The sequence below is a fragment of the Streptomyces sp. TRM68416 genome (genome assembly GCF_014596915.1).
Lineage (GTDB): Bacteria > Actinomycetota > Actinomycetes > Streptomycetales > Streptomycetaceae > Streptomyces.
Window position 1 is genome coordinate 17,093 of record NZ_JACVWU010000023.1, and the last position, 19,199, is coordinate 36,291.

The 19,199-nt window shown below is 70.4% G+C and carries 18 protein-coding genes; 11 read left to right on the forward strand and 7 right to left on the reverse strand.

The window, feature by feature from the left end; translation table 11 throughout:
- Positions 1-9: 9 nt before the first annotated feature.
- Both ICC28_RS30835 and ICC28_RS30840 read left to right on the forward strand, forming a co-directional pair.
- The gene (locus ICC28_RS30835) at positions 10-246 is read left to right on the forward strand and encodes an exodeoxyribonuclease VII small subunit (protein ID WP_188292057.1); all 237 of its coding nucleotides are present in this window, start codon (positions 10-12) and stop codon (positions 244-246) included.
- 132 nt (positions 247-378) lie between these two features.
- Complete coding sequence (locus ICC28_RS30840) at positions 379-969, forward strand: malonic semialdehyde reductase (protein WP_188292058.1); 591 nt, start codon at positions 379-381, stop codon at positions 967-969.
- 118 nt (positions 970-1,087) lie between these two features.
- On the opposite strand, the gene ICC28_RS30845 is transcribed toward ICC28_RS30840, so the two are convergent.
- The gene (locus tag ICC28_RS30845) at positions 1,088-1,612 is read right to left on the reverse strand and encodes a DUF4245 domain-containing protein (protein ID WP_188292059.1); all 525 of its coding nucleotides are present in this window, start codon (positions 1,610-1,612) and stop codon (positions 1,088-1,090) included.
- A 128-nt stretch (positions 1,613-1,740) separates the two neighbouring features.
- Here ICC28_RS30845 and glpX point away from each other — a divergent pair, with 128 nt between their 5' ends.
- Positions 1,741-2,775, forward strand: a complete 1,035-nt coding sequence (gene glpX / locus ICC28_RS30850) for a class II fructose-bisphosphatase (protein ID WP_188292060.1) — start codon at positions 1,741-1,743, stop codon at positions 2,773-2,775.
- Between the two features lie 139 nt (positions 2,776-2,914).
- On the opposite strand, the gene ICC28_RS30855 is transcribed toward glpX, so the two are convergent.
- Positions 2,915-3,292 (reverse strand): WhiB family transcriptional regulator, encoded by a 378-nt coding sequence (locus tag ICC28_RS30855; RefSeq protein WP_188292061.1) that lies wholly within the window; start codon positions 3,290-3,292, stop codon positions 2,915-2,917.
- A gap of 163 nt (positions 3,293-3,455) precedes the next feature.
- The gene (locus ICC28_RS30860; RefSeq protein ID WP_188292062.1) at positions 3,456-4,133 is read right to left on the reverse strand and encodes a DUF1707 domain-containing protein; all 678 of its coding nucleotides are present in this window, start codon (positions 4,131-4,133) and stop codon (positions 3,456-3,458) included.
- Positions 4,134-4,300: 167 nt separating this feature from the next.
- Here ICC28_RS30860 and ICC28_RS30865 point away from each other — a divergent pair, with 167 nt between their 5' ends.
- Entirely contained in the window at positions 4,301-5,968 is a 1,668-nt protein-coding gene (locus ICC28_RS30865; protein WP_188292063.1) for a fumarate hydratase, read from the forward strand.
- 164 nt (positions 5,969-6,132) lie between these two features.
- Here the strand turns inward: ICC28_RS30865 and ICC28_RS30870 are convergent, their stop codons facing one another.
- A complete protein-coding gene (locus ICC28_RS30870) occupies positions 6,133-6,627 on the reverse strand; it encodes an allene oxide cyclase barrel-like domain-containing protein (RefSeq protein WP_188292064.1) in 495 nt (164 codons plus the stop codon).
- A 151-nt stretch (positions 6,628-6,778) separates the two neighbouring features.
- On the opposite strand from ICC28_RS30870, the gene ICC28_RS30875 reads away from it, so the two are divergent.
- The 3 genes from ICC28_RS30875 to ICC28_RS30885 all read left to right on the forward strand — a co-directional run bounded on the left by ICC28_RS30875 (position 6,779) and on the right by ICC28_RS30885 (position 11,295).
- On the forward strand, positions 6,779-8,176 hold the full coding sequence (locus ICC28_RS30875; protein ID WP_317454132.1) for a class II fumarate hydratase: 1,398 nt from the start codon (positions 6,779-6,781) through the stop codon (positions 8,174-8,176).
- Positions 8,177-8,248: 72 nt separating this feature from the next.
- Positions 8,249-8,941: a DUF402 domain-containing protein gene (locus tag ICC28_RS30880; protein ID WP_188292065.1), complete on the forward strand. Its 693-nt coding sequence runs from the start codon at positions 8,249-8,251 to the stop codon at positions 8,939-8,941.
- A 269-nt stretch (positions 8,942-9,210) separates the two neighbouring features.
- The gene (locus ICC28_RS30885; protein WP_188292066.1) at positions 9,211-11,295 is read left to right on the forward strand and encodes an ATP-binding SpoIIE family protein phosphatase; all 2,085 of its coding nucleotides are present in this window, start codon (positions 9,211-9,213) and stop codon (positions 11,293-11,295) included.
- 88 nt (positions 11,296-11,383) lie between these two features.
- Here the strand turns inward: ICC28_RS30885 and ICC28_RS30890 are convergent, their stop codons facing one another.
- Positions 11,384-13,681, reverse strand: a complete 2,298-nt coding sequence (locus ICC28_RS30890; RefSeq protein ID WP_188292067.1) for a transglycosylase domain-containing protein — start codon at positions 13,679-13,681, stop codon at positions 11,384-11,386.
- A gap of 277 nt (positions 13,682-13,958) precedes the next feature.
- On the opposite strand from ICC28_RS30890, the gene ICC28_RS30895 reads away from it, so the two are divergent.
- The 4 genes from ICC28_RS30895 to ICC28_RS30910 all read left to right on the forward strand — a co-directional run bounded on the left by ICC28_RS30895 (position 13,959) and on the right by ICC28_RS30910 (position 18,296).
- A complete protein-coding gene (locus tag ICC28_RS30895; protein WP_188292068.1) occupies positions 13,959-14,612 on the forward strand; it encodes a Uma2 family endonuclease in 654 nt (217 codons plus the stop codon).
- A 137-nt stretch (positions 14,613-14,749) separates the two neighbouring features.
- Positions 14,750-15,274: a PadR family transcriptional regulator gene (locus ICC28_RS30900; RefSeq protein ID WP_188292069.1), complete on the forward strand. Its 525-nt coding sequence runs from the start codon at positions 14,750-14,752 to the stop codon at positions 15,272-15,274.
- Positions 15,271-15,960: an ABC transporter ATP-binding protein gene (locus tag ICC28_RS30905; RefSeq protein WP_188292070.1), complete on the forward strand. Its 690-nt coding sequence runs from the start codon at positions 15,271-15,273 to the stop codon at positions 15,958-15,960. Before ICC28_RS30900 ends, ICC28_RS30905 begins: the two co-directional genes overlap by 4 nt.
- Positions 15,957-18,296 (forward strand): ABC transporter permease, encoded by a 2,340-nt coding sequence (locus tag ICC28_RS30910; RefSeq protein WP_188292071.1) that lies wholly within the window; start codon positions 15,957-15,959, stop codon positions 18,294-18,296. Before ICC28_RS30905 ends, ICC28_RS30910 begins: the two co-directional genes overlap by 4 nt.
- Positions 18,297-18,342: 46 nt before the next feature.
- Here the strand turns inward: ICC28_RS30910 and ICC28_RS30915 are convergent, their stop codons facing one another.
- Together ICC28_RS30915 and ICC28_RS30920 are read right to left on the reverse strand one after the other, a co-directional pair.
- A complete protein-coding gene (locus ICC28_RS30915; protein ID WP_188292072.1) occupies positions 18,343-18,771 on the reverse strand; it encodes a hypothetical protein in 429 nt (142 codons plus the stop codon).
- Between the two features lie 3 nt (positions 18,772-18,774).
- Positions 18,775-19,167, reverse strand: coding sequence for a roadblock/LC7 domain-containing protein (locus ICC28_RS30920; RefSeq protein WP_188292073.1), 393 nt, complete (start codon positions 19,165-19,167; stop codon positions 18,775-18,777).
- Positions 19,168-19,199: the final 32 nt, after the last annotated feature.

A 19,199-nucleotide genomic window follows, 5' to 3' on the forward strand; every position in this document is an offset into this window, starting at 1 on the left:
GGTGGGTGCATGACCAGCAAGGTGGATGAGGCGCTCGGGTACGAGCAGGCGCGGGACGAGCTGATCGAGGTCGTACGGCGGCTGGAGGCCGGCGGCACGACGCTGGAGGAGTCCCTGGCGCTGTGGGAGCGCGGGGAGGAGCTCGCCAAGGTGTGCCGGCGCCGGCTGGACGGGGCGCGGGCGCGGCTGGACGCGGCGCTGGCCGAGGAGGAGGCGGCGGAGGGAGAGGCCGGGGACGAGGAGTAGCCCGGCCGCGTGCCGCTGTGAAGCGGATCACTGCGCCCCGACTTTCATTGAACATTGAACTTTATCGGTTATGGTTGACGTGTCAGCCGATCCGGCACCCGGACCCGACGCACACCCCGAGAAGGTTCACGCATGTCTCTCGTTCTTGACCCCGCCGCCCAGGACCTGCTGTTCCGCGAGGCCCGCACCGCGAACACCTTCACCGACGAGCCGGTGACCGACGAGCAGGTGCAGGCGATCTACGACCTGGTCAAGTACGGCCCGACCGCCTTCAACCAGACCCCGCTGCGCATCACCCTGGTCCGCTCCGCCGAGGCCCGCGAGCGTCTGGTGAAGCACATGGCCGAGGGCAACCAGGCCAAGACCGCCACCGCCCCGCTGGTCGCGATCCTCTCCGCGGACAACGAGTTCCACGAGGAGCTGCCGACGCTCTTCCCGCACTTCCCGCAGGCCAAGGACGTCTTCTTCGCCGAGCGCGCGGCCCGCGAGGGTGCCGCCGGCATGAACGCCGCCCTGCAGGCCGCCTACTTCATCATCGGCGTCCGCGCCGCGGGCCTCGCCGCCGGCCCGATGACCGGTCTGGACTTCGAGGGCGTCCGCAAGGAGTTCCTGGACGACGACCACACCCCGCTGATGGTCGTCAACATCGGCAAGCCGGGCGAGGACGCCTGGTTCCCGCGCTCCCCGCGCCTGGCGTACGACGAGGTCGTCACCACGGTCTGAGCCACATATGACGAAGGAGGCCCCCGGCACGCGCCGGGGGCCTCCTTCGTCTATGTCACTGCGTCTTCAGCTTCGTCGTCTGTCGTCTGTCGTCTGTCGTCAGCTTCGTCGTATGTCGTCACTGCGTCTTCAGCGCGCGCACCATCTGCGCCAGCTGCTCGAACGACCCCGTGCCCGCCACCACGGTCGTCGCCCCGTCCTCCTTCAGCACGAGGGCGTCGTAGCGGCCGCCGGTGTACCGGGTCCACGTCCGGCCGGCGATCTCCTGCGTGGCCTTCGTCTCGCGGGCGCCCTGGGTGGCCTCGTCGATGAACGGGACCTTCTTGCTCGCCGCCGACTGCCGGACCTGGACGTACTCACCGTTGGGGGCCTGGTAGCCGAGGTGCCAGGAGTCGGACTCGTCGCCCCGGAAGCGCACGGACGTCGCCTTCCACTCCTCGGCCAGCCCCTCGGGCGCGGCCACCGGGTAGGACGCCGCGCGCCGCGCGGTGAGCAGCTCGACCCTGTAGTCCACCCGCTTGATGTCGGGCTCCGACTCGTCGTGCGGGACGAAGACGTAGATGACCCCCGCCGCGAGGATGGTCACTCCCAGCGAGAGCACCATGTTGCGGACCGACTTCTGCTTGCCGTTCGAACCTGCCACGTCCCCTATCGTCGCAGGTGCCCTGGTCCGCTCATCCGTGGGGGCCCCTGCTCATTTTGTCGGCCTGACGATAGAGTCGTGGCCATCACCCTCATCCGGCCGTCGTCGTATCAGAAAGGTGCGCTCCGATGACCGAACATCATCATCTGCCGTCCGAGCTCGATGTCCCCTCCGAAGCCCCCGACCGCAACCTCGCCCTGGAACTCGTCCGGGTGACCGAAGCAGCCGCGATGGCCGCGGGCCGCTGGGTCGGGCGCGGCGACAAGATCGGCGCGGACGGTGCCGCGGTACGCGCCATGCGCACCCTCGTCTCCACCGTGTCGATGAACGGCGTGGTCGTCATCGGCGAGGGCGAGAAGGACGAGGCGCCGATGCTCTTCAACGGAGAGCGGGTCGGCGACGGGACCGGGCCCGAGGTGGACATCGCCGTCGACCCGATCGACGGCACCACACTGACCGCGAAGGGCATGCCCAACGCCATCGCCGTCCTCGCGGCCACCGAGCGCGGGGCGATGTTCGACCCGTCCGCCGTGTTCTACATGGACAAGCTGGTCACCGGCCCCGAGGCGGCCGACTTCGTGGACATCGACGCGCCCGTGTCGGTGAACATCCGCCGGGTCGCCAAGGCCAAGCGGGCCACGCCCGAGGACGTCACCGTGGTCATCCTCGACCGGCCCCGGCACGAGGGCATCATCAAGGAGATCCGGGACGCCGGAGCGCGCATCAAGCTGATCTCCGACGGTGACGTCGCGGGTTCGATCTACGCGCTGCGCGAGGGCACCGGCGTCGACATGCTGCTCGGCATCGGCGGCACGCCGGAGGGGATCATCTCGGCCTGCGCCGTGAAGTGCCTGGGCGGCACCATCCAGGGCAAGCTGTGGCCGAAGGACGACGAGGAGCGGGCGCGGGCCATCGACGCGGGGCACGACCTCGACCGCGTGCTGACGACCGACGACCTGGTCTCCGGTGACAACGTGTTCTTCGTCGCCACCGGGATCACCGACGGGGAGCTGCTGCGGGGCGTGCGGTACCGGTCGGAGACCGCGCTCACCGAGTCGATCGTGATGCGGTCGAAGTCGGGGACGGTTCGGAAGATCGATTCCGAGCATCGGCTCAGCAAGCTGCGGGCGTACAGCGCGATCGATTTCGATCGGGCCAAGTAACGCCGTTGGGGTGCGGTGGCGTTGCCGGGTGCGGGGTCGTCGTGGCTTGTCGCGCAGTTCCCCGCGCCCCTTGGCGTCGGACTGCTCCCCTGAGCGAAAAGGGGCGCCCTCAGTGCGGTGAGGGCGCCCTTCTCGTTGCTCAGCCTGCTTGCGCTATGCGGCCCGCCGCCCTGGCCGCCTTCTGCAGCTCCAGGTCGCGGCGCCTGCGGCGGGCGAGGACCACTCGGCGCTCCGCTGCCGTAAGGCCGCCCCAGACGCCGTACGGCTCGGGCTGGAGGAGGGCGTGTTCGCGGCACTCGACCATGACCGGGCAGCGCGCGCAGACCCGCTTGGCGGCCTCCTCGCGGGAGAGCCGGGCGGCGGTGGGTTCCTTGGAGGGTGCGAAGAACAGGCCGGCCTCGTCGCGCCGGCACACCGCCTCGGTGTGCCACGGGGCGTCTTGGTCCCTGTCCCGCACTGGCACCCGCTGGGCCGGAACGGCAGCTACCTGCAGGGACGAATGCGGCGGTTGCAGCACGGTCTACTCCTGACGACGGCTTCGCGAGCGAGAGACGATGCAGCAAGGCCTACCCGCTGTGCGCGTGCCTATGCACTGAGTTCCGAACCGCTGGATTCCGGGGGCTCCTGCCTCGCGACATGAGCGGACCGGTCGGTCGTGGCTCCTCTCGGATTCGCAGTCGTCAACGGTCCAGGTGTTTGCGCAAACCCCTGTCGACCTTGCGCTGGACGCGATCGAGGATGTCCGCCACGACTTTGCCGCGCCTGGCCCTGCCCTCGACGCTACCCAGGACCGCCCACCCGTCCACGTGCACGGCGGGGGCCTCGGCGTCACCGGAATCCAGCGCGTCCACCTCGAAGCTGCCGAGGATGCCGCCGCCGGTGCCGTGCAGCGAGACGTTCTCCGGGACGCGGACCTCGACGCTGCCGAAGATCGCGAACGCCTTGATCACGACCTGCTGGTACTCGAAGAGCGCCTCGCTCAGGTCTATCTCGACGCTGCCGAAGACCGCGTACGCGTGGATGCGGCGGCCGGCGCGCCAGCGGCCCTTGCGGGCGGCGGCGCTGAAGACCGCGACCACGTTGTCGTCCGGGACGGTGGGGAGCGCGGCGGGCGGGCCGGGCGCGAGGGCGGGCCGGCGCCTGTGGGCGGCGGGCAGGTCGCGGACGAAGGCCTCCAGCTCGCCCACCGTCTTGGCGGCCAGCGCCCCCTCGACGCGCTCGGCGTGCTCCTCGGCGGTCAGGCGGCCCTCGGCGAGCGCCTCGCGCAGGATGTCGGCGATCCTGTCACGGTCGGCGTCGGAGGCACGGAACTCGGCGGCGGCAGCGGGCGCGGGCACGGTCTGCTTCTGAAGGTCCACCACAGCAGCGTACCCAAACACGATAGATCGCGATAGCCCCTCGGTCGGGCCCGTCCCGGTCGAACTGAGCCTTACCTCACAAGCCCCGCCCCAGCGGCAGGTTCTACGCTGGTGAGGCTCGCCAGCGTCGGCGGGCGGCCGTCCGTCAGAGTGAGGAATGGGCTGAGATGCCTGAGTTCGCGTACACCGATCTGCTCCCCATGGGAGAGGACACCACCCCGTACCGGCTGGTGACCTCCGAGGGTGTCTCCACCTTCGAGGCCGACGGGCGCACGTTCCTCAAGGTCGAGCCCGAGGCGCTGCGCAAGCTCGCCGAAGAGGCCATCCACGACATCCAGCACTACCTGCGCCCCGCCCACCTCGCGCAGCTGCGCCGGATCATCGACGACCCCGAGGCGTCCGGCAACGACAAGTTCGTCGCCCTCGACCTGCTGAAGAACGCGAACATCGCGGCGGCGGGCGTGCTGCCGATGTGCCAGGACACCGGCACGGCGATCGTCATGGGCAAGCGCGGACAGAACGTCCTCACCGAGGGCGAGGACGAGAAGGCGCTCTCCAAGGGCATCTACGACGCCTACCAGAACCTGAACCTGCGCTACTCGCAGATGGCTCCCCTCACCATGTGGGAGGAGAAGAACACCGGCTCCAACCTCCCGGCCCAGATCGAGCTGTACGCCACCGACGGCGGCGCCTACAAGTTCCTCTTCATGGCGAAGGGCGGCGGCTCGGCCAACAAGTCGTTCCTCTACCAGGAGACGAAGGCCGTCCTGAACGAGGCCTCCATGATGAAGTTCCTGGAGGAGAAGATCCGTTCGCTCGGTACGGCCGCCTGCCCGCCGTACCACCTGGCGATCGTCGTGGGCGGTACGAGCGCCGAGTACGCCCTGAAGACCGCGAAGTACGCCTCCGCGCACTACCTGGACGAGATCCCCGCCGAGGGCTCGGAGCTGGGGCACGGCTTCAGGGACAAGGAGCTGGAGGAGAAGGTCTTCGAGCTGACGCAGAAGATCGGCATCGGCGCGCAGTTCGGCGGCAAGTACTTCTGCCACGACGTGCGGGTGGTGCGGCTGCCCCGGCACGGTGCGTCCTGCCCGGTCGCGATCGCGGTGTCGTGCTCCGCCGACCGGCAGGCCGTCGCGAAGATCACCGCCGAGGGTGTCTTCCTGGAGCAGCTGGAGACGGACCCGGCACGGTTCCTGCCGGAGACCACCGACGAGCACCTCGACGAGTCCTCCGACGTCGTGAAGATCGACCTCAACCAGCCGATGGAGACGATCCTCGCGGAGCTCACCAAGTACCCGGTGAAGACCCGCCTCTCGCTCACCGGGCCGCTGGTCGTGGCCCGTGACATCGCGCACGCCAAGATCAAGGAGCGGCTGGACGCGGGTGAGGAGATGCCCCAGTACCTGAAGGACCACCCGGTGTACTACGCGGGGCCGGCGAAGACCCCGGAGGGGTACGCGTCCGGTTCCTTCGGTCCCACGACGGCCGGGCGCATGGACTCCTACGTCGAGCAGTTCCAGGCCGCCGGTGGTTCCAAGGTCATGCTGGCCAAGGGCAATCGGAGCAAGCAGGTCACGGATGCGTGCGGCACGCACGGGGGGTTCTACCTCGGCTCGATCGGTGGTCCCGCGGCCCGGCTCGCGCAGGACTGCATCAAGAAGGTCGAGGTCGTCGAGTACGAGGAGCTCGGCATGGAGGCCGTGTGGAAGATCGAGGTCGAGGACTTCCCGGCGTTCATCGTGGTCGACGACAAGGGCAACGACTTCTTCCAGGATCCGGCGCCCGCGCCGACGTTCACGTCGATTCCGGTACGGGGGCCTGGGCTGGCGTAGGCCGTGGGGGCGGGCGGAGGGTTCTTCGCCCCCGCCGCCCCTGCCCTTCCCGTCCTCCAGGGGCTGCCGCCCCTTCGACCCCGCCCAGGGGGCTCCGCCCCCTGGACCCCCGTCGGCCCTGAACGGGCCTCGTCCTCAAACGCCGGACGGGCTGAGTGCAGTGGTCAGTCCGTCAGGTCGAACTCCAAGCGCTGGTACTCGCCGTCCTCCGTGAAGTGGATCTGGCCGGTCGCGCCGCGGTAGTCGCCGGTGCCGCCGGTGACGGAGGCGTCGAAGTCGGGGAGTTCGGCGGAGTCGTCGAGGGGGACCGTCATGAGGACCTGGGCGGTGATCTGGCCGCCGGAGAGGACGAAGGTGCCGAGGCACTGGATGTCCATCGGGTTGCCGGCGCGGACCACGGTGCAGGCGACTCCGTCGCGGCCGACCTTCTCGCCGCCCTTCTCGCGGTAGAGGTCGTCGGCGAAGGAGAAGGAGTCGCCGACCTCCGGGAGCTGCTGTTCGCCCGGCTCGCCCTCGTCGTCCTCCTCCCCCGGCACTTCCCTGGCGTAGAGGGTGAACGTCTCGTCACCTTCGATGGCCGAGGCGGGGGCGGCGGCGAAGGTGCCCGCGGCGGCGAGCCCGGCGCCGAGTGCGAGAAGCGTCCTGATGCTGCGAAGCATGTCGTGCCTCCTGTGGGGTGACGAGCCCCCCGTGCGCACCCCTCCATTGTCCGGCGGTCGTCCCCGCCCCGCCTCCCGTCGTGAGGATCGCCTCCGGTGGGGGAACAGCTACCGGGTGCCGGATGCTGTGAACAGGTGGAGGTGATCGGCAGTGGCCGACGTAGAGCAGGGTTATCGCATCGAGCACGACTCCATGGGCGAGGTCCGGGTCCCCGCGCACGCCAAGTGGCGGGCCCAGACGCAGCGGGCCGTGGAGAACTTCCCGGTCTCCGGGCAGCGCATCGAGCGCGCCCACATCGAGGCGCTCGCCCGGATCAAGGGCGCGGCCGCGAAGGTGAACGCGGAGCTGGGGGTGCTCGACAAGGACATCGCCGCGGCCGTGCAGGAGGTCGCCGGTGAGGTCGCGGAGGGGCGGTGGGACGAGCACTTCCCCGTCGACGTGTTCCAGACCGGGTCCGGCACCTCGTCCAACATGAACACCAACGAGGTGATCGCGACGCTGGCGAGCGAGCGGCTCGGGCGGCCGGTGCACCCCAACGACCACGTCAACGCGTCGCAGTCCTCCAATGACGTGTTCCCCTCGTCCATCCACATCGCCGCCACCGCCGCCGTCACCCGCGATCTGATCCCGGCCCTCGACCACCTCGCCGCGTCCCTGGAGCGCAAGGCGGAGGAATTCGCCGACGTGGTGAAGTCGGGGCGGACGCACCTCATGGACGCCACGCCCGTCACGCTCGGGCAGGAGTTCGGCGGGTACGCGGCCCAGGTGCGGTACGGCGTCGAGCGGCTGCGGGCGTCCCTGCCCCGGCTCGCGGAGCTGCCGCTGGGCGGCACGGCCGTGGGCACCGGCATCAACACCCCGCCCGGCTTCTCCGCCGCCGTCATCGAGGAGGTGGCCCGGGCGACCGGGCTGCCGCTCACCGAGGCCCGCGACCACTTCGAGGCGCAGGGGGCCCGGGACGGCATCGTCGAGACCAGCGGGCAGCTCAGGACGATCGCCGTGGGGCTGACGAAGATCGCCAACGATCTGCGGTGGATGGCCTCCGGTCCGCGCACCGGGCTCGCGGAGATCTCGCTGCCCGACCTGCAGCCCGGATCCTCGATCATGCCGGGCAAGGTCAACCCGGTCGTCCCCGAGGCCGTGCTCATGGTCGCCGCGCAGGTCGTCGGCAACGACGCCACCGTCGCGACCGCGGGCGCGGCGGGGAACTTCGAGCTCAACGTGATGCTCCCGGTCATCGCCAAGAACGTGCTGGAGTCGGTCCGGCTGCTCGCCAACGTCTCCCGGCTGCTCGCCGACCGGACCGTCGACGGCATCGTCGCCCACCGCGAACGGGCCCGGGAGTACGCCGAGTCGTCACCGTCCGTGGTCACCCCGCTGAACAAGTACATCGGGTACGAGGAGGCCGCCAAGGTGGCCAAGAAGGCACTCGCGGAGCGCAAGACCATCCGTCAAGTCGTGCTGGAGAGCGGTTATGTGGACCGCGGCGACCTCACCCTCGCTGACCTGGACGAAGCCCTGGATGTCCTGCGTATGACGCGCCCGTGACGAGTTGTCGCGTCCGGGCGAACCGTGACGTTCGCCGCAGCGTCGTCACTCCGTGACACCTAATATCTGTTCATGGCAGACGGCGGAGCGGTGACGGCAGTGGAAGCGGGCGGGTCTACGGCGCACTGGGCGCCCGGGAGTCAGATCCTGTGGCGCTACCGGGAGAACGCCGGCGCGCGTTTCCACATCGTGCGTCCGGTGACGGTCGTACGGGACGACGCCGATCTGCTCGCCGTATGGCTGGCGCCCGGCACCGAGTGCGTCAAGCCCGCGCTCGCCGACGGCACGCCGGTCCATCTGGAGCCGCTGCGGTCGCGCTACACCAAGCCGCGTACGGTGCAGCGCGACCGGTGGTTCGGGACGGGTGTGCTGAAGCTCGCTCGGCCCGGCGAGCCGTGGTCGGTGTGGCTGTTCTGGGAGCCGGGCTGGCGCTTCAAGAACTGGTACGTGAACCTGGAGGAGCCGCTGGCCCGTTGGGCAGGCGGGGTCGACTCCGAGGATCACTTTCTGGACATCTGCGTGTACCCGGACCGGACTTGGGGCTGGCGGGACGAGGACGAGTTCGCGCAGGCCCAGCAGGACGGCCTGATGGCTCCTGACGTGGCCGAGCGGGTGCGGGAGGCCGGACAGGCCGCGGTGGGGACCGTCCGCGCCTGGGGCCGGCCGTTCTCGGACGGCTGGCAGCACTGGCGCCCGGACGCGTCCTGGGCTGTACCGTCACTGCCGGAGGACTGGGACCGAACTCCCGCGTACGTGTCCACGTGAGACCCTTGATGCGCCCCGGGGCCGTAAACGTAGGATCGTCCTCCGCAAGGGCGCGCGGGCGACAACTGGCGGAGCGTGCACAGGGCTTGACCGATCGTCACCGAGGGGCGGCAGGACGTGAGCGAGGGGTACGTGGGCAACACCGGTGCGGGCTGCGCAGAATCCGCCGGTGGCACAGAAACAGCCTCTGACCACGCGGGAATTCCGTTCCCGGGGCAGGTAATCCGGGTATCGGCACTTCGGCGGGACGAACACGACGCCCCGGACGGATGGATGCGACAGGCGTGACGGAGCAGCCGACCTCCTTCGAGCGCCCGCGGCAGGGCGCCGACCCCGCGGATCCCCGCGGGGCGCTCCTGCGTACCCCGGCACAGCCCCGCTCGTCCGGCGCCGCCGGGTTACCCGCGCAGGCCCGCACCGGCGAACCGCCCTCCCTCCCGGGCACCACCGCACCGTCCGGCAACGACAAGGCCCCTGTGAGCAACGGTCCCGAGCATGCGCAGCCCTCCGCCGCGGCGGAGGCCGACACCCATCGTCCGCGGCCCGCACCCGAGGCCATTCCGCTCCAGCCGGGCGGCGAGCCGCCCGGTGGCGAGCGCCGCAGCGGGCAGACGGTCCAGCAGGGCCGGCCCACGCCGATGCGGCGGGACGGGGACCGGCTGCGGTTCGTGGGCGCCGCGACCCGGCGGATCGCCCGCGGGATCGATCTCGACGAGATCGTGATGGGGCTGTGCCGGGCCACCGTGCCGACCTTCTCCGACGCGATCCTCGTCTATCTCCGCGACCCGCTGCCGGTCGGCGACGAGCGGCCCACCGGCCCCGTCGTGCTGCGGCTGCGCCGCACCGACCGGATCCCGGAGGACCGGGACACCGACGGCTTCCTGCCCGTGCCGGGGCAGCCGGAGCCGACCGAGCTGGCCGAACTGTCGGCGGTGACGGCCGAGTTGTGCGAGGTGCGGCCCGGCGGGGCGCTCGCCGAGGTGCTGCGCGGGGTGCGGCCGGTCTTCGCCGACGCACCCGCGGCCCGCGCCGCCCTTCCGGAACTGCTGGGCGACGACGGCGAGTTGGTGGTACCCGGCGGGCAGCGCGCCATCCTCGCCCCGCTGCGCGGCCGCCGCCGGGTGATCGGTGCCGCGCTGTTCCTGCGCCGCCCCGAACGCATGGCGTTCGAGGCCGACGACCTGCTGGTCGCCGCCCAGCTCGCCACGCACAGCGCGCTCGGCATCGACAAGGCAGTGCTGTACGGCCGTGAGGCCTACATCGCCGACGAACTCCAGCGGACCATGCTGCCGGAGACCCTGCCGCGTCCCACGGGCGTACGGCTGGCCTCCCGCTACCTGCCGGCGGCCGAGACCGCGCGCGTCGGCGGCGACTGGTACGACGCGATCCCGCTGCCGGGCAGCCGGGTGGCGCTGGTGGTGGGCGACGTCATGGGCCACTCGATGACCAGCGCGGCCATCATGGGGCAGCTGCGGACGACCGCGCAGACCCTCGCGGGGCTCGACCTGCCGCCGCAGGAGGTGCTGCACCACCTCGACGAGCAGGCCCAGCGGCTGGGCACGGACCGCATGGCGACCTGTCTGTACGCCGTGTACGACCCGGTCTCCCACCGCATCACGATCGCCAACGCCGGCCATCCGCCGCCGGTCCTGCTGCACCTGGGCGGCCGGGCCGAGGTGCTGCGGGTGCCGCCGGGCGCGCCCATCGGTGTCGGAGGCGTCGACTTCGAGGCCGTGGAGCTGGACGCGCCCGCCGGGGCCACGCTGCTCCTCTACACCGACGGCCTGGTGGAGTCGCGGCTGCGGGACGTGTGGACCGGCATAGAGCAGTTGCGCGAGAAGCTCGCCGCGACCGCCCAGCTGACCGGGCCCGACCATCCGCCGCCGCTGGAGGCGCTGTGCGACGAGGTGCTCGACATGCTCGGTCCCGGCGACCGGGACGACGACATCGCGCTGCTCGCGGCGCGGTTCGACGGGATCGCGCCGAGTGATGTCGCGTACTGGTTCCTGGAGCCGGAGGACGCGGCCCCGGGCCGGGCGCGGCGGCTGGCCCGGCGCGCACTGTCCCGCTGGGGCATGGAGGAGCTGACCGACTCGGTCGAGCTGCTGGTCAGCGAGGTCGTGACGAACGCGGTCCGGTACACCTCCCGGCCGGTGACCCTGCGGTTGCTGCGGACCGATGTGCTGCGCTGCGAGGTCGGGGACGACGTGCCGCAGTTGCCGCGGCTGCGGCAGGCGCGCGCCACGGACGAGGGCGGCCGCGGACTCTACCTGGTGAACAAGCTGGCCCGACGGTGGGGCGCGACCCGGCTGAGCACGGGGAAGGTCGTCTGGTTCGAGCTCAATCCCGGCTGATACAAGGAGAAGGGCGGCCCTGATACGAGGAGCGGGTCTCCGCTGATACGAGGAGAAGGGCGCCCGGTGATGGCCGGGCGCCCTTCCTCTACTGCTCTCCCACGTCCTCACCCGGATTTGCCGGGTCCTCCGGGATGTCGTCCGTCGGCGGGGTCGTCGGGGCCGTCGGCGCGGTCGTGGTCGGCGCGCTGGTCGTCGGGGTCTGGGTGGGCGTCTGCGTCGGGGTCTGCGACGGGGCCTCGGTCGTCGGGGCCTGGCTGGACGGCTCCTCCGTCGGGGTGCTGCTGGGCTCCTGCGTCTGCGTCGGCGTCCACGAGGGCTCGACCGCCGCGCCCTGGTCGGTGTCCAGGTCGAACTCGGCGTCCGTGTCGGTCACTCCGAACATGTACATGGCCCAGATCTGCGCCGGGATGCCACCGCCGTTGACCCTGCCGGTGCCCGGCAGCTCGCCGGTGATGCCCTTCATGTCGATCTGGTCGCCGGTCTTGTCGTCCTCGCCGAACAGGCCTACGGAGGTCACCAGGTCCGGCGTGTAGCCGGTGAACCAGGCCGACCGGCCGAAGTCGGAGGTACCCGTCTTGCCGGCCACCTCCTGGCCGTCGCGTTCGGGGTTGTCGCGCACGGACACCCGAGCCGTACCGTCGTCGACCACGCCGGTGAGCACCGAGGTCACGGTGTCGGCGGTCGCCCGGCTGATGACCTGGTCGCCGATCGGGTCGGGCATCGTCACCGTGCGGGTGTTCTGCTCGGCGGACTTGATGATGGTCGGGGTGACCTGCTTGCCGTGGTTGTCGAGGGTGGCGTAGACCGCGGCCATCTGCAGGGGGCTGGCGCCCATGGTGCCGAGGGTCTGGGCAGGTACGGCCTCCAGGTCCTCGACGTCCATGCCGAGCCGGCCGGCCGTCTCCATCACCTTGTCCATGCCGACGTCGATGCCCATCTGCGCGAACACCGAGTTGACGGACTTGTTCATCGCGGTCTGCACGGTGACGTCGCCGTAGTCGACGTCGTCCTCGTTGGGCGGGGCGAAGCCGACCTTGTTGCCGTTGGCGTCGACCACGGGCCGCTTGCTGGTGCCGTCGTAGACCGTGCTCGCGCCGATCGGTTCGCCGTCCTGCGTCTGCGCCTCGTTCTCCAGGGCGGCGGCCAGGATGACCGGCTTGAACGTCGAGGCGGGCTGGTAGTCAGTACGGGTCGCGTTGCTGACGTAATGCTTCAGATAGTCCTCGCCGCCGTACAGGGCGACGATCTTCCCCGTCTTGGGGTCGACGGAGACGGCGCCGGGCTGGACGTCCGCGTCGACGTCACGCTTCTTCGGGTCCAGCTTGCTGATCAGCTGCTGCTCGGCGGCCTTCTCCAGCTGCGCCTGTTTCTTCCGGTCGATATTCAGGGTGATGGACCAACCCTGGTGCTCGACTTGCCTCTCCGCTTCGGAGCGGGAAATGCCCTCCTGCTCCATCAGCTGGTCCTTCAGCTGCTCGTTGGCGAGTTCGACCAGGTAGCCCTTCTGGCCCTCGAGGCCCGCGACGGCCTTGGGCTTCTTCGGCACCGGGAACTTCATCTCCTGGCGCTCCGAGGAGCTCAGCCAGCCCTCTTCGACCATGTTGTCGAGGACGTAGTTCCAGCGGGCCTCCACCAGCTTCTTGCCGGTGTCGGACGCGACCTCCCAGTCGTACTGGCTCGGCGCCTGGAGCAGGGCGGCGAGGTACGCGCCCTGGGGAACGGTGAGCTTCTCGACGTCGACGCGGTAGTAGGCCTGCGCGGCGGCCTGGATGCCGTGGGCGTTGCGGCCGAAGTAGCTGGTGTTGAGGTAGCCCGCGAGGATCTCGTCCTTGGACATCTGGCGGTCCACCTTCAGCGAGATGACGAGCTCTCTCAGCTTGCGGGTGACCGTCTGTTCCTGGGTGAGGTAGTAGTTCTTGACGTACTGCTGGGTGATGGTCGAGCCGCCCTGCGCGCCCTTGCCGCTGAGCGTGTTGACCAGGCCCCGGGCGGTGCCCTTCAGGTCGACGCCGGAGTCCTTGTAGAAGCTCTTGTTCTCGGCGGCGACGAAGGTGTAGCGGACGTCCTGGGGCACCTTGGAAATGGGCACGATCTCCCGGTTGACCTCGCCGTCGCGGGCCAGGACCGAGCCGTCGCTGTACTTGTAGATATTGCTCTGGAGCTTCGCCTCGGCGTTGCCGGTGGGCACCTGCACCATCATGTACAGCACGATGAATCCGCCGATGCCGAGCAGGCACAGGCCGAGGAACGTGCCGAGGATCTTCTTCCAGGTGAAGAACCGGCGTATGCCGGTCCGCCCGGCCGCGGCCGACGAGCGGCGACGCCTGGGCGCGGCGCGGCGACCGCCGCCTTGCCGTGCTCGTCTCTCTTCCGCTCGTCCCATGAGTCCGTTCCGCTCCGCTTCGCTCTGGTGTGCACCTCTGCCACACGGGTTCACCGCTCAGGTCAGCTCAGAAAGCTAACATCAGGAGATGTGACAAAGGGCCGCCGATCCGGCCTTTTACGGACGTGACAATCAGCACCCGTCCCACTGGAACCGACGGTCGAGAGTGCCGAAAGGTTGCTCCAGCCTCGTACGGGTGAATCACCTCGCATCCGGCGGCACCCACCTCACCCGGCCTACGATGATGCCCTCGGCACCAGCCCATGGGAGGCACGAGATGTCCGCAGCACCCATCGAGCACGCGCAGGCCCCGTTGCGGCCGGATCCGTACGGCGAGCCGCCGCGGACCCTGCTCGACCAGGCCGAACGGCTTATGCAGCAGCTCCCTGGCTACCGCGTCGAGATCCTCTCAGGAGCACTCATCGTGACACCACCCCCGGACGCCGCCCACGCGCGGGCGCTGTCGCGCCTCAAGCGTCCCTTCGCCGCAGCCGGCCTTGACGGTGGCGAGACGGAGGTCCTCGAAGGCCTGGGCCTCTGGCTGCCCGACGGCCCCGAGAACTACGCCGTGCCGGACCTGTCCGTGGTCGACGCCGACATCGAAGAGCACCTCGTCGAGAACAACTGCTACGACCCCGCGCCCTTCCGCCTGGTCCTTGAGGTCACGTCGAGCAACTACACCATCGACCTGCGGACGAAGGTCAGGGCGTACGGCACCGCGAAGATCCCCGTCTATGTGATCGTCGACCGTCAGCACGACCGCCTCCACGTACTGACCGACCTGATCGAGGACGGCTACGACACCCACCGGGTCCACGCCCGCGGAGAACACGTCACGCTCCCCGAGTCGATCGGGGCCGAGGTCACCCTGGACGTGTCCGCGATCCTCACGGCGGCCCAGCAGGCACCGGATCCCCGCATCCGCCGCTGAGAACCGCAGTACGACCCTTCCGAATCCCCGTAGCGCAACCGTGACAATCGGCCCTGACCTGGGCCGTAGCGACCCGCACCCCGACCTAGACACTCGACGTATACATGGGGGGTATACACCGCATGTAGAGTGCTCGCATGTCCATCGGTCACACACTCCTGGGGCTCCTGGAAACAGGCCCTCGTCACGGCTACGACCTCAAGCGGGCCTTCGACGAGAAGTTCGGTCACGACCGGCCGCTGCACTACGGCCAGGTCTACTCGACGATGTCGCGGCTGCTGAAGAACGGCCTCGTCGAAGTCGACGGCATCGAGCCCGGCGGCGGGCCCGAGCGCAAGCGGTACGCGATCACCGACGCCGGTATCACCGACGTACGGCAGTGGCTGGCGACGCCCGAGAAGCCCGAGCCGTACCTGCAGTCGACGCTGTACACGAAGGTCGTCCTCGCGCTGCTCACCCGGCGCAACGCGGCCGAGATCCTCGACACCCAGCGGTCCGAGCATCTGCGCATGATGCGGATCCTCACCGACCGCAAGCGCAAGGGCGATCTCGCCGACCAGCTGATCTGCGACCACGCCCTGTTCCACCTGGAGGCCGACCTGCGCTGGCTGGAGCTCACCGCCGCGCGGCTCGACAAGCTCGCCGAGGCGGTGACCCGATGAACGCCCCTGCTGGTGCCCTGCTCGCGGCCACGGAGCTGCGCAAGACCTACGGTCCGACCGTGGCGCTGGACGGCGCCGAGTTCTCCGTCCACCCCGGCGAGGTCGTCGCCGTGATGGGACCCTCCGGCTCGGGCAAGTCGACGCTGCTGCACTGCCTCGCCGGGATCGTGCCGCCGGACTCCGGGTCGATCGCATACGACGGCCGGGAGCTGGCGACGATGAGCGACGCCGAGCGCAGTGCGCTCCGCCGCTCGGAGTTCGGGTTCGTCTTCCAGTTCGGGCAGCTCGTGCCGGAGCTGACGTGCGTGGAGAACGTCGCCCTGCCGCTGCGGCTGAGCGGCACCTCCCGCAAGCAGGCCGAGCGGCTGGCGCTGACCTGGATGGAACGGCTGGAGGTCGACGGCCTGGGCCGCAAGCGGCCCGGCGAGATCTCCGGCGGCCAGGGGCAGCGGGTCGCCGTGGCCCGCGCGCTGGTCACCAGCCCGCGGGTGGTGTTCGCGGACGAGCCGACCGGCGCGCTGGACTCCCTCAACGGCGAGCGCGTGATGGAACTGCTCACCGACGCCGCCCGGTCCACCAACGCCGCCGTCGTGCTGGTCACGCACGAGGCGCGGGTGGCCGCCTACTCCGACCGCGAGATCGTCGTACGGGACGGCAAGTCACGGGACATGGAGCGCGCCGTATGAACCTGCGGCGCTGGGCCGGGGATCTGGCCATGGGGATGCGGTTCGCCTTCGCCGGCGGCCGCGAGGGCTGGACGCGGGCCCTGCTGACGGCCGTCGGGGTCGGGCTCGGGGTGGCGCTGCTGCTGCTGACGACCGCGATCCCGAACGCGCTCGCGGCACGGGACGACCGGGGGAACGCGCGCTTCGACCTCCTGTACGGCTCCACCAACACCGGTGTGGCCAAGTCGGACCGCTCCCTGCTGCTCGTGAACGTCGACACGACCTTCCGCGACAAGGAGGTCCGGGGCCGGGAGCTGGAGCAGGAGGGCTCGAAGGCACCCCTGCCGCCCGGCCTGACGGAGTTCCCGGCCAAGGGCGAGATGGTCGTCTCCCCCGCGCTGAAGAAGCTGCTGGAGTCCTCGGACGGCGCGCTGCTGCGCGAGCGGCTGCCCGACAAGGTGACCGGCACGATCGGCGAGAGCGGGCTGATCGGCTCGCAGGAACTCGCCTTCTACCGGGGCGGCGAAGGGCTCGCACCGCAGCTCGGCGAGGGCCGGGTGGCCCGGATCGACCGGTTCGGCGACCCCAACCCGACCACCGAGAAGACCGACCCCGTCCTGCTCCTGCTGATCCTCGTGGTCTTCGTTGCGCTGCTGATGCCGGTCGCCGTGTTCATCGCCGCGGCCGTGCGGTTCGGCGGGGAGCGGCGCGACAAGCGGCTCGCGGCGCTCAGGCTGGTGGGCTCCGACGGCCGGATGACCCGCCGGATCGCGGCCGGCGAGGCGCTCGCGGGCGCGCTCCTCGGGCTGGTCCTCGGCACTGTCTTCTTCCTGATCGGACGTCAGATCGCGGGCTCCGTCGAGGTGTTCCGGATCAGCGTGTTCCCGAGCTATCTGAACCCCTCCCCCGCGCTCGCCCTGCTGGTCGCGGTGGCGGTCCCGGCCGCGGCGGTGCTGGTGACGCTGTTCGCGCTGCGCGGGGTGGTCATCGAGCCGCTGGGCGTGGTGCGTACGGCACGGCCCGCGCGGCGCCGGCTGTGGTGGCGGCTGCTGCTGCCGCTGGGCGGACTCGCGATGCTCTACCCGATGCTCGGACAGGGCCGCGACGAGGGCGAGTTCAACCAGTACCTGGTCATCGGCGGTGTCATGCTGCTGCTGGTCGGCGTGACCGCGCTGCTGCCGTGGGTCGTCGAGACGGTCGTAGCCCGGCTCGGCTCCGGCCCGGTGGCCTGGCAACTGGCCGTGCGCAGGCTTCAGTTGAGCAGCGGCACGGCGGCCCGGCTGGTCAACGGCGTGGCGGTGGCCGTGGCCGGGGCGATCGCGCTGCAGATGCTGTTCGCCGGGGTGGACAGCGACTACACCAAGGACACCGGGTACGACCTGACCCGGGCGCAGATGCAGGTGTCCGTGCCGAAGGACGTGGAACTGGCCGGCGCGGCCGAGAAGTTCCGCCACACCGAGGGCGTGCGCAATGCCTACGCCTACGCCGACGGCTACCTCGGCGACCGGCCCCTGGACCCGGAGTTCGGTGCGAGCGTGACCGTCGGCGACTGCGAGGCGCTGCGCCAGCGGGCCGACCTGCCGTCCTGCCGTGACGGCGACGTCTTCGCCGTACTGAACTCGGAGTACGACCCCGAGACCGCCCGTCTCAACAAGGCGGGCAGCACCCTGTACCTGGACCCGAGCACCACCGACGACACCCCGACCCGGCCGGTGCCGTGGAAGGTGCCCGCGGACGTGCTGACGGCCGAGGCGCGCGAGGGACTGACCGGCTACAAGGAGGGCGGCTTCCTGTTCACGCCGAAGGCGCTCCCGGACGCGGCCGCGCGCACTCTGCGGGGGCAGGTGTACATCAGCCTCGACCCCGAGGTGCGCGACGCACGCGAGCACGCGCGGAACACCGCCGCGGCCGTCGCCCGGCTGGCGGAGCCCATGGACTGGTCGGCCACGGAGCAGTCGGAGCGCTTCGCCTCCATCCGCACCGGCCTGTTCGTCGGCGCCGTGTGTGTGCTGGTGCTGATCGGGGCGAGCCTGCTGGTGTCGCAGCTGGAGCAGTTGCGCGACCGCAAGAAGCTGCTGTCGGCGCTGGTGGCCTTCGGCACCCGGCGGCGGACGCTGAGCCTGTCGGTGCTGTGGCAGACGGCGATCCCGATCGCGCTCGGCCTGCTGCTGGCCTCGGTCGTGGGGCTGACCCTGGGCGCGGTGCTGCTGCGGATGACGGCCACGCCGGTCCGGGTGGACTGGCCGAGCCTGCTGTCGATGACCGGCGCCGGGGCCGCGGTGGTCCTCGTCGTGACGCTGCTCAGCCTGCCGCCGCTGCTGCGGCTGATGCGGCCGGACGGGCTGCGCACGGAGTGAGCACCGATCGGCCCCTTCCCTTGCCGGGGAGGGGCCGACGCGCGTGTCACAGGCTGTACTCCCGCACCACCCGCCTGCTCTGGGCGAACAGCATGCCGACGTTCACGGACTTGCGGCAGACGACCACGGCGACGATGTCCTGCTGTTCCGTCAGGCGCACGAACAGGTGCGTGAGGTGTTCGCTGTTGACGAGGATCTCCTGGAAGTAGTGCTGGTCGCTCTCGACCCCGCGCCGCTCCTTGAAGATGTCCTCGATCATGACGACCGTACGGCCCTGGAACAGGTCGAGGGTCGCGCCCGCCAACAGGTCCAGGACCTCCGGCGGGTGGCTGTCGACGGTCTCGTACGACAGCAGCATGCCGGTCGACATGTCGACCACACCCGCGGCCAGGCAGTCGGGGGCCTCCGACCGCAGCGACTTGACCAGGCTCATCACCTGGTCGGAGAAACCCGAAGTCATGCGTTTGGTCGCCATGGGTCAGACACCTTCCGTTGCTTTCCCGGTCCTGGTCAGGATCGAGTCGATGCGGCGCAGGGCCGGCTGGGTCGCCTGGTGCAGGCGGTCCAGGTCCATGCCCTCGTCGCCGAGGACGACCATCAGCGCGGTGTCGCCGACGGCGTAGAAGGCCGCACACCCGTGACTGCCGTAGGTCACCGTCCGGCGCAGCGGGCCCCGCTCGGCGGCCAGGGAGGTGCGCCTGGCGAGACCGAGTCCGGCGGCGGCGAGGGCGGCGAGGCCCTCCGGGTCGATGGAGTCTGCCGTGTCGGCGGCGATGAGCAGGCCGTCGGCGGCGGCGACCGCGGTGTCGGTGATACCGGTCACCTGATCACGCAGACCACGCATTTCCCGTGCCAGCGCTTCATGGTCCATTTCTTCCACTCCTGTATTGCCGTTCACATCTG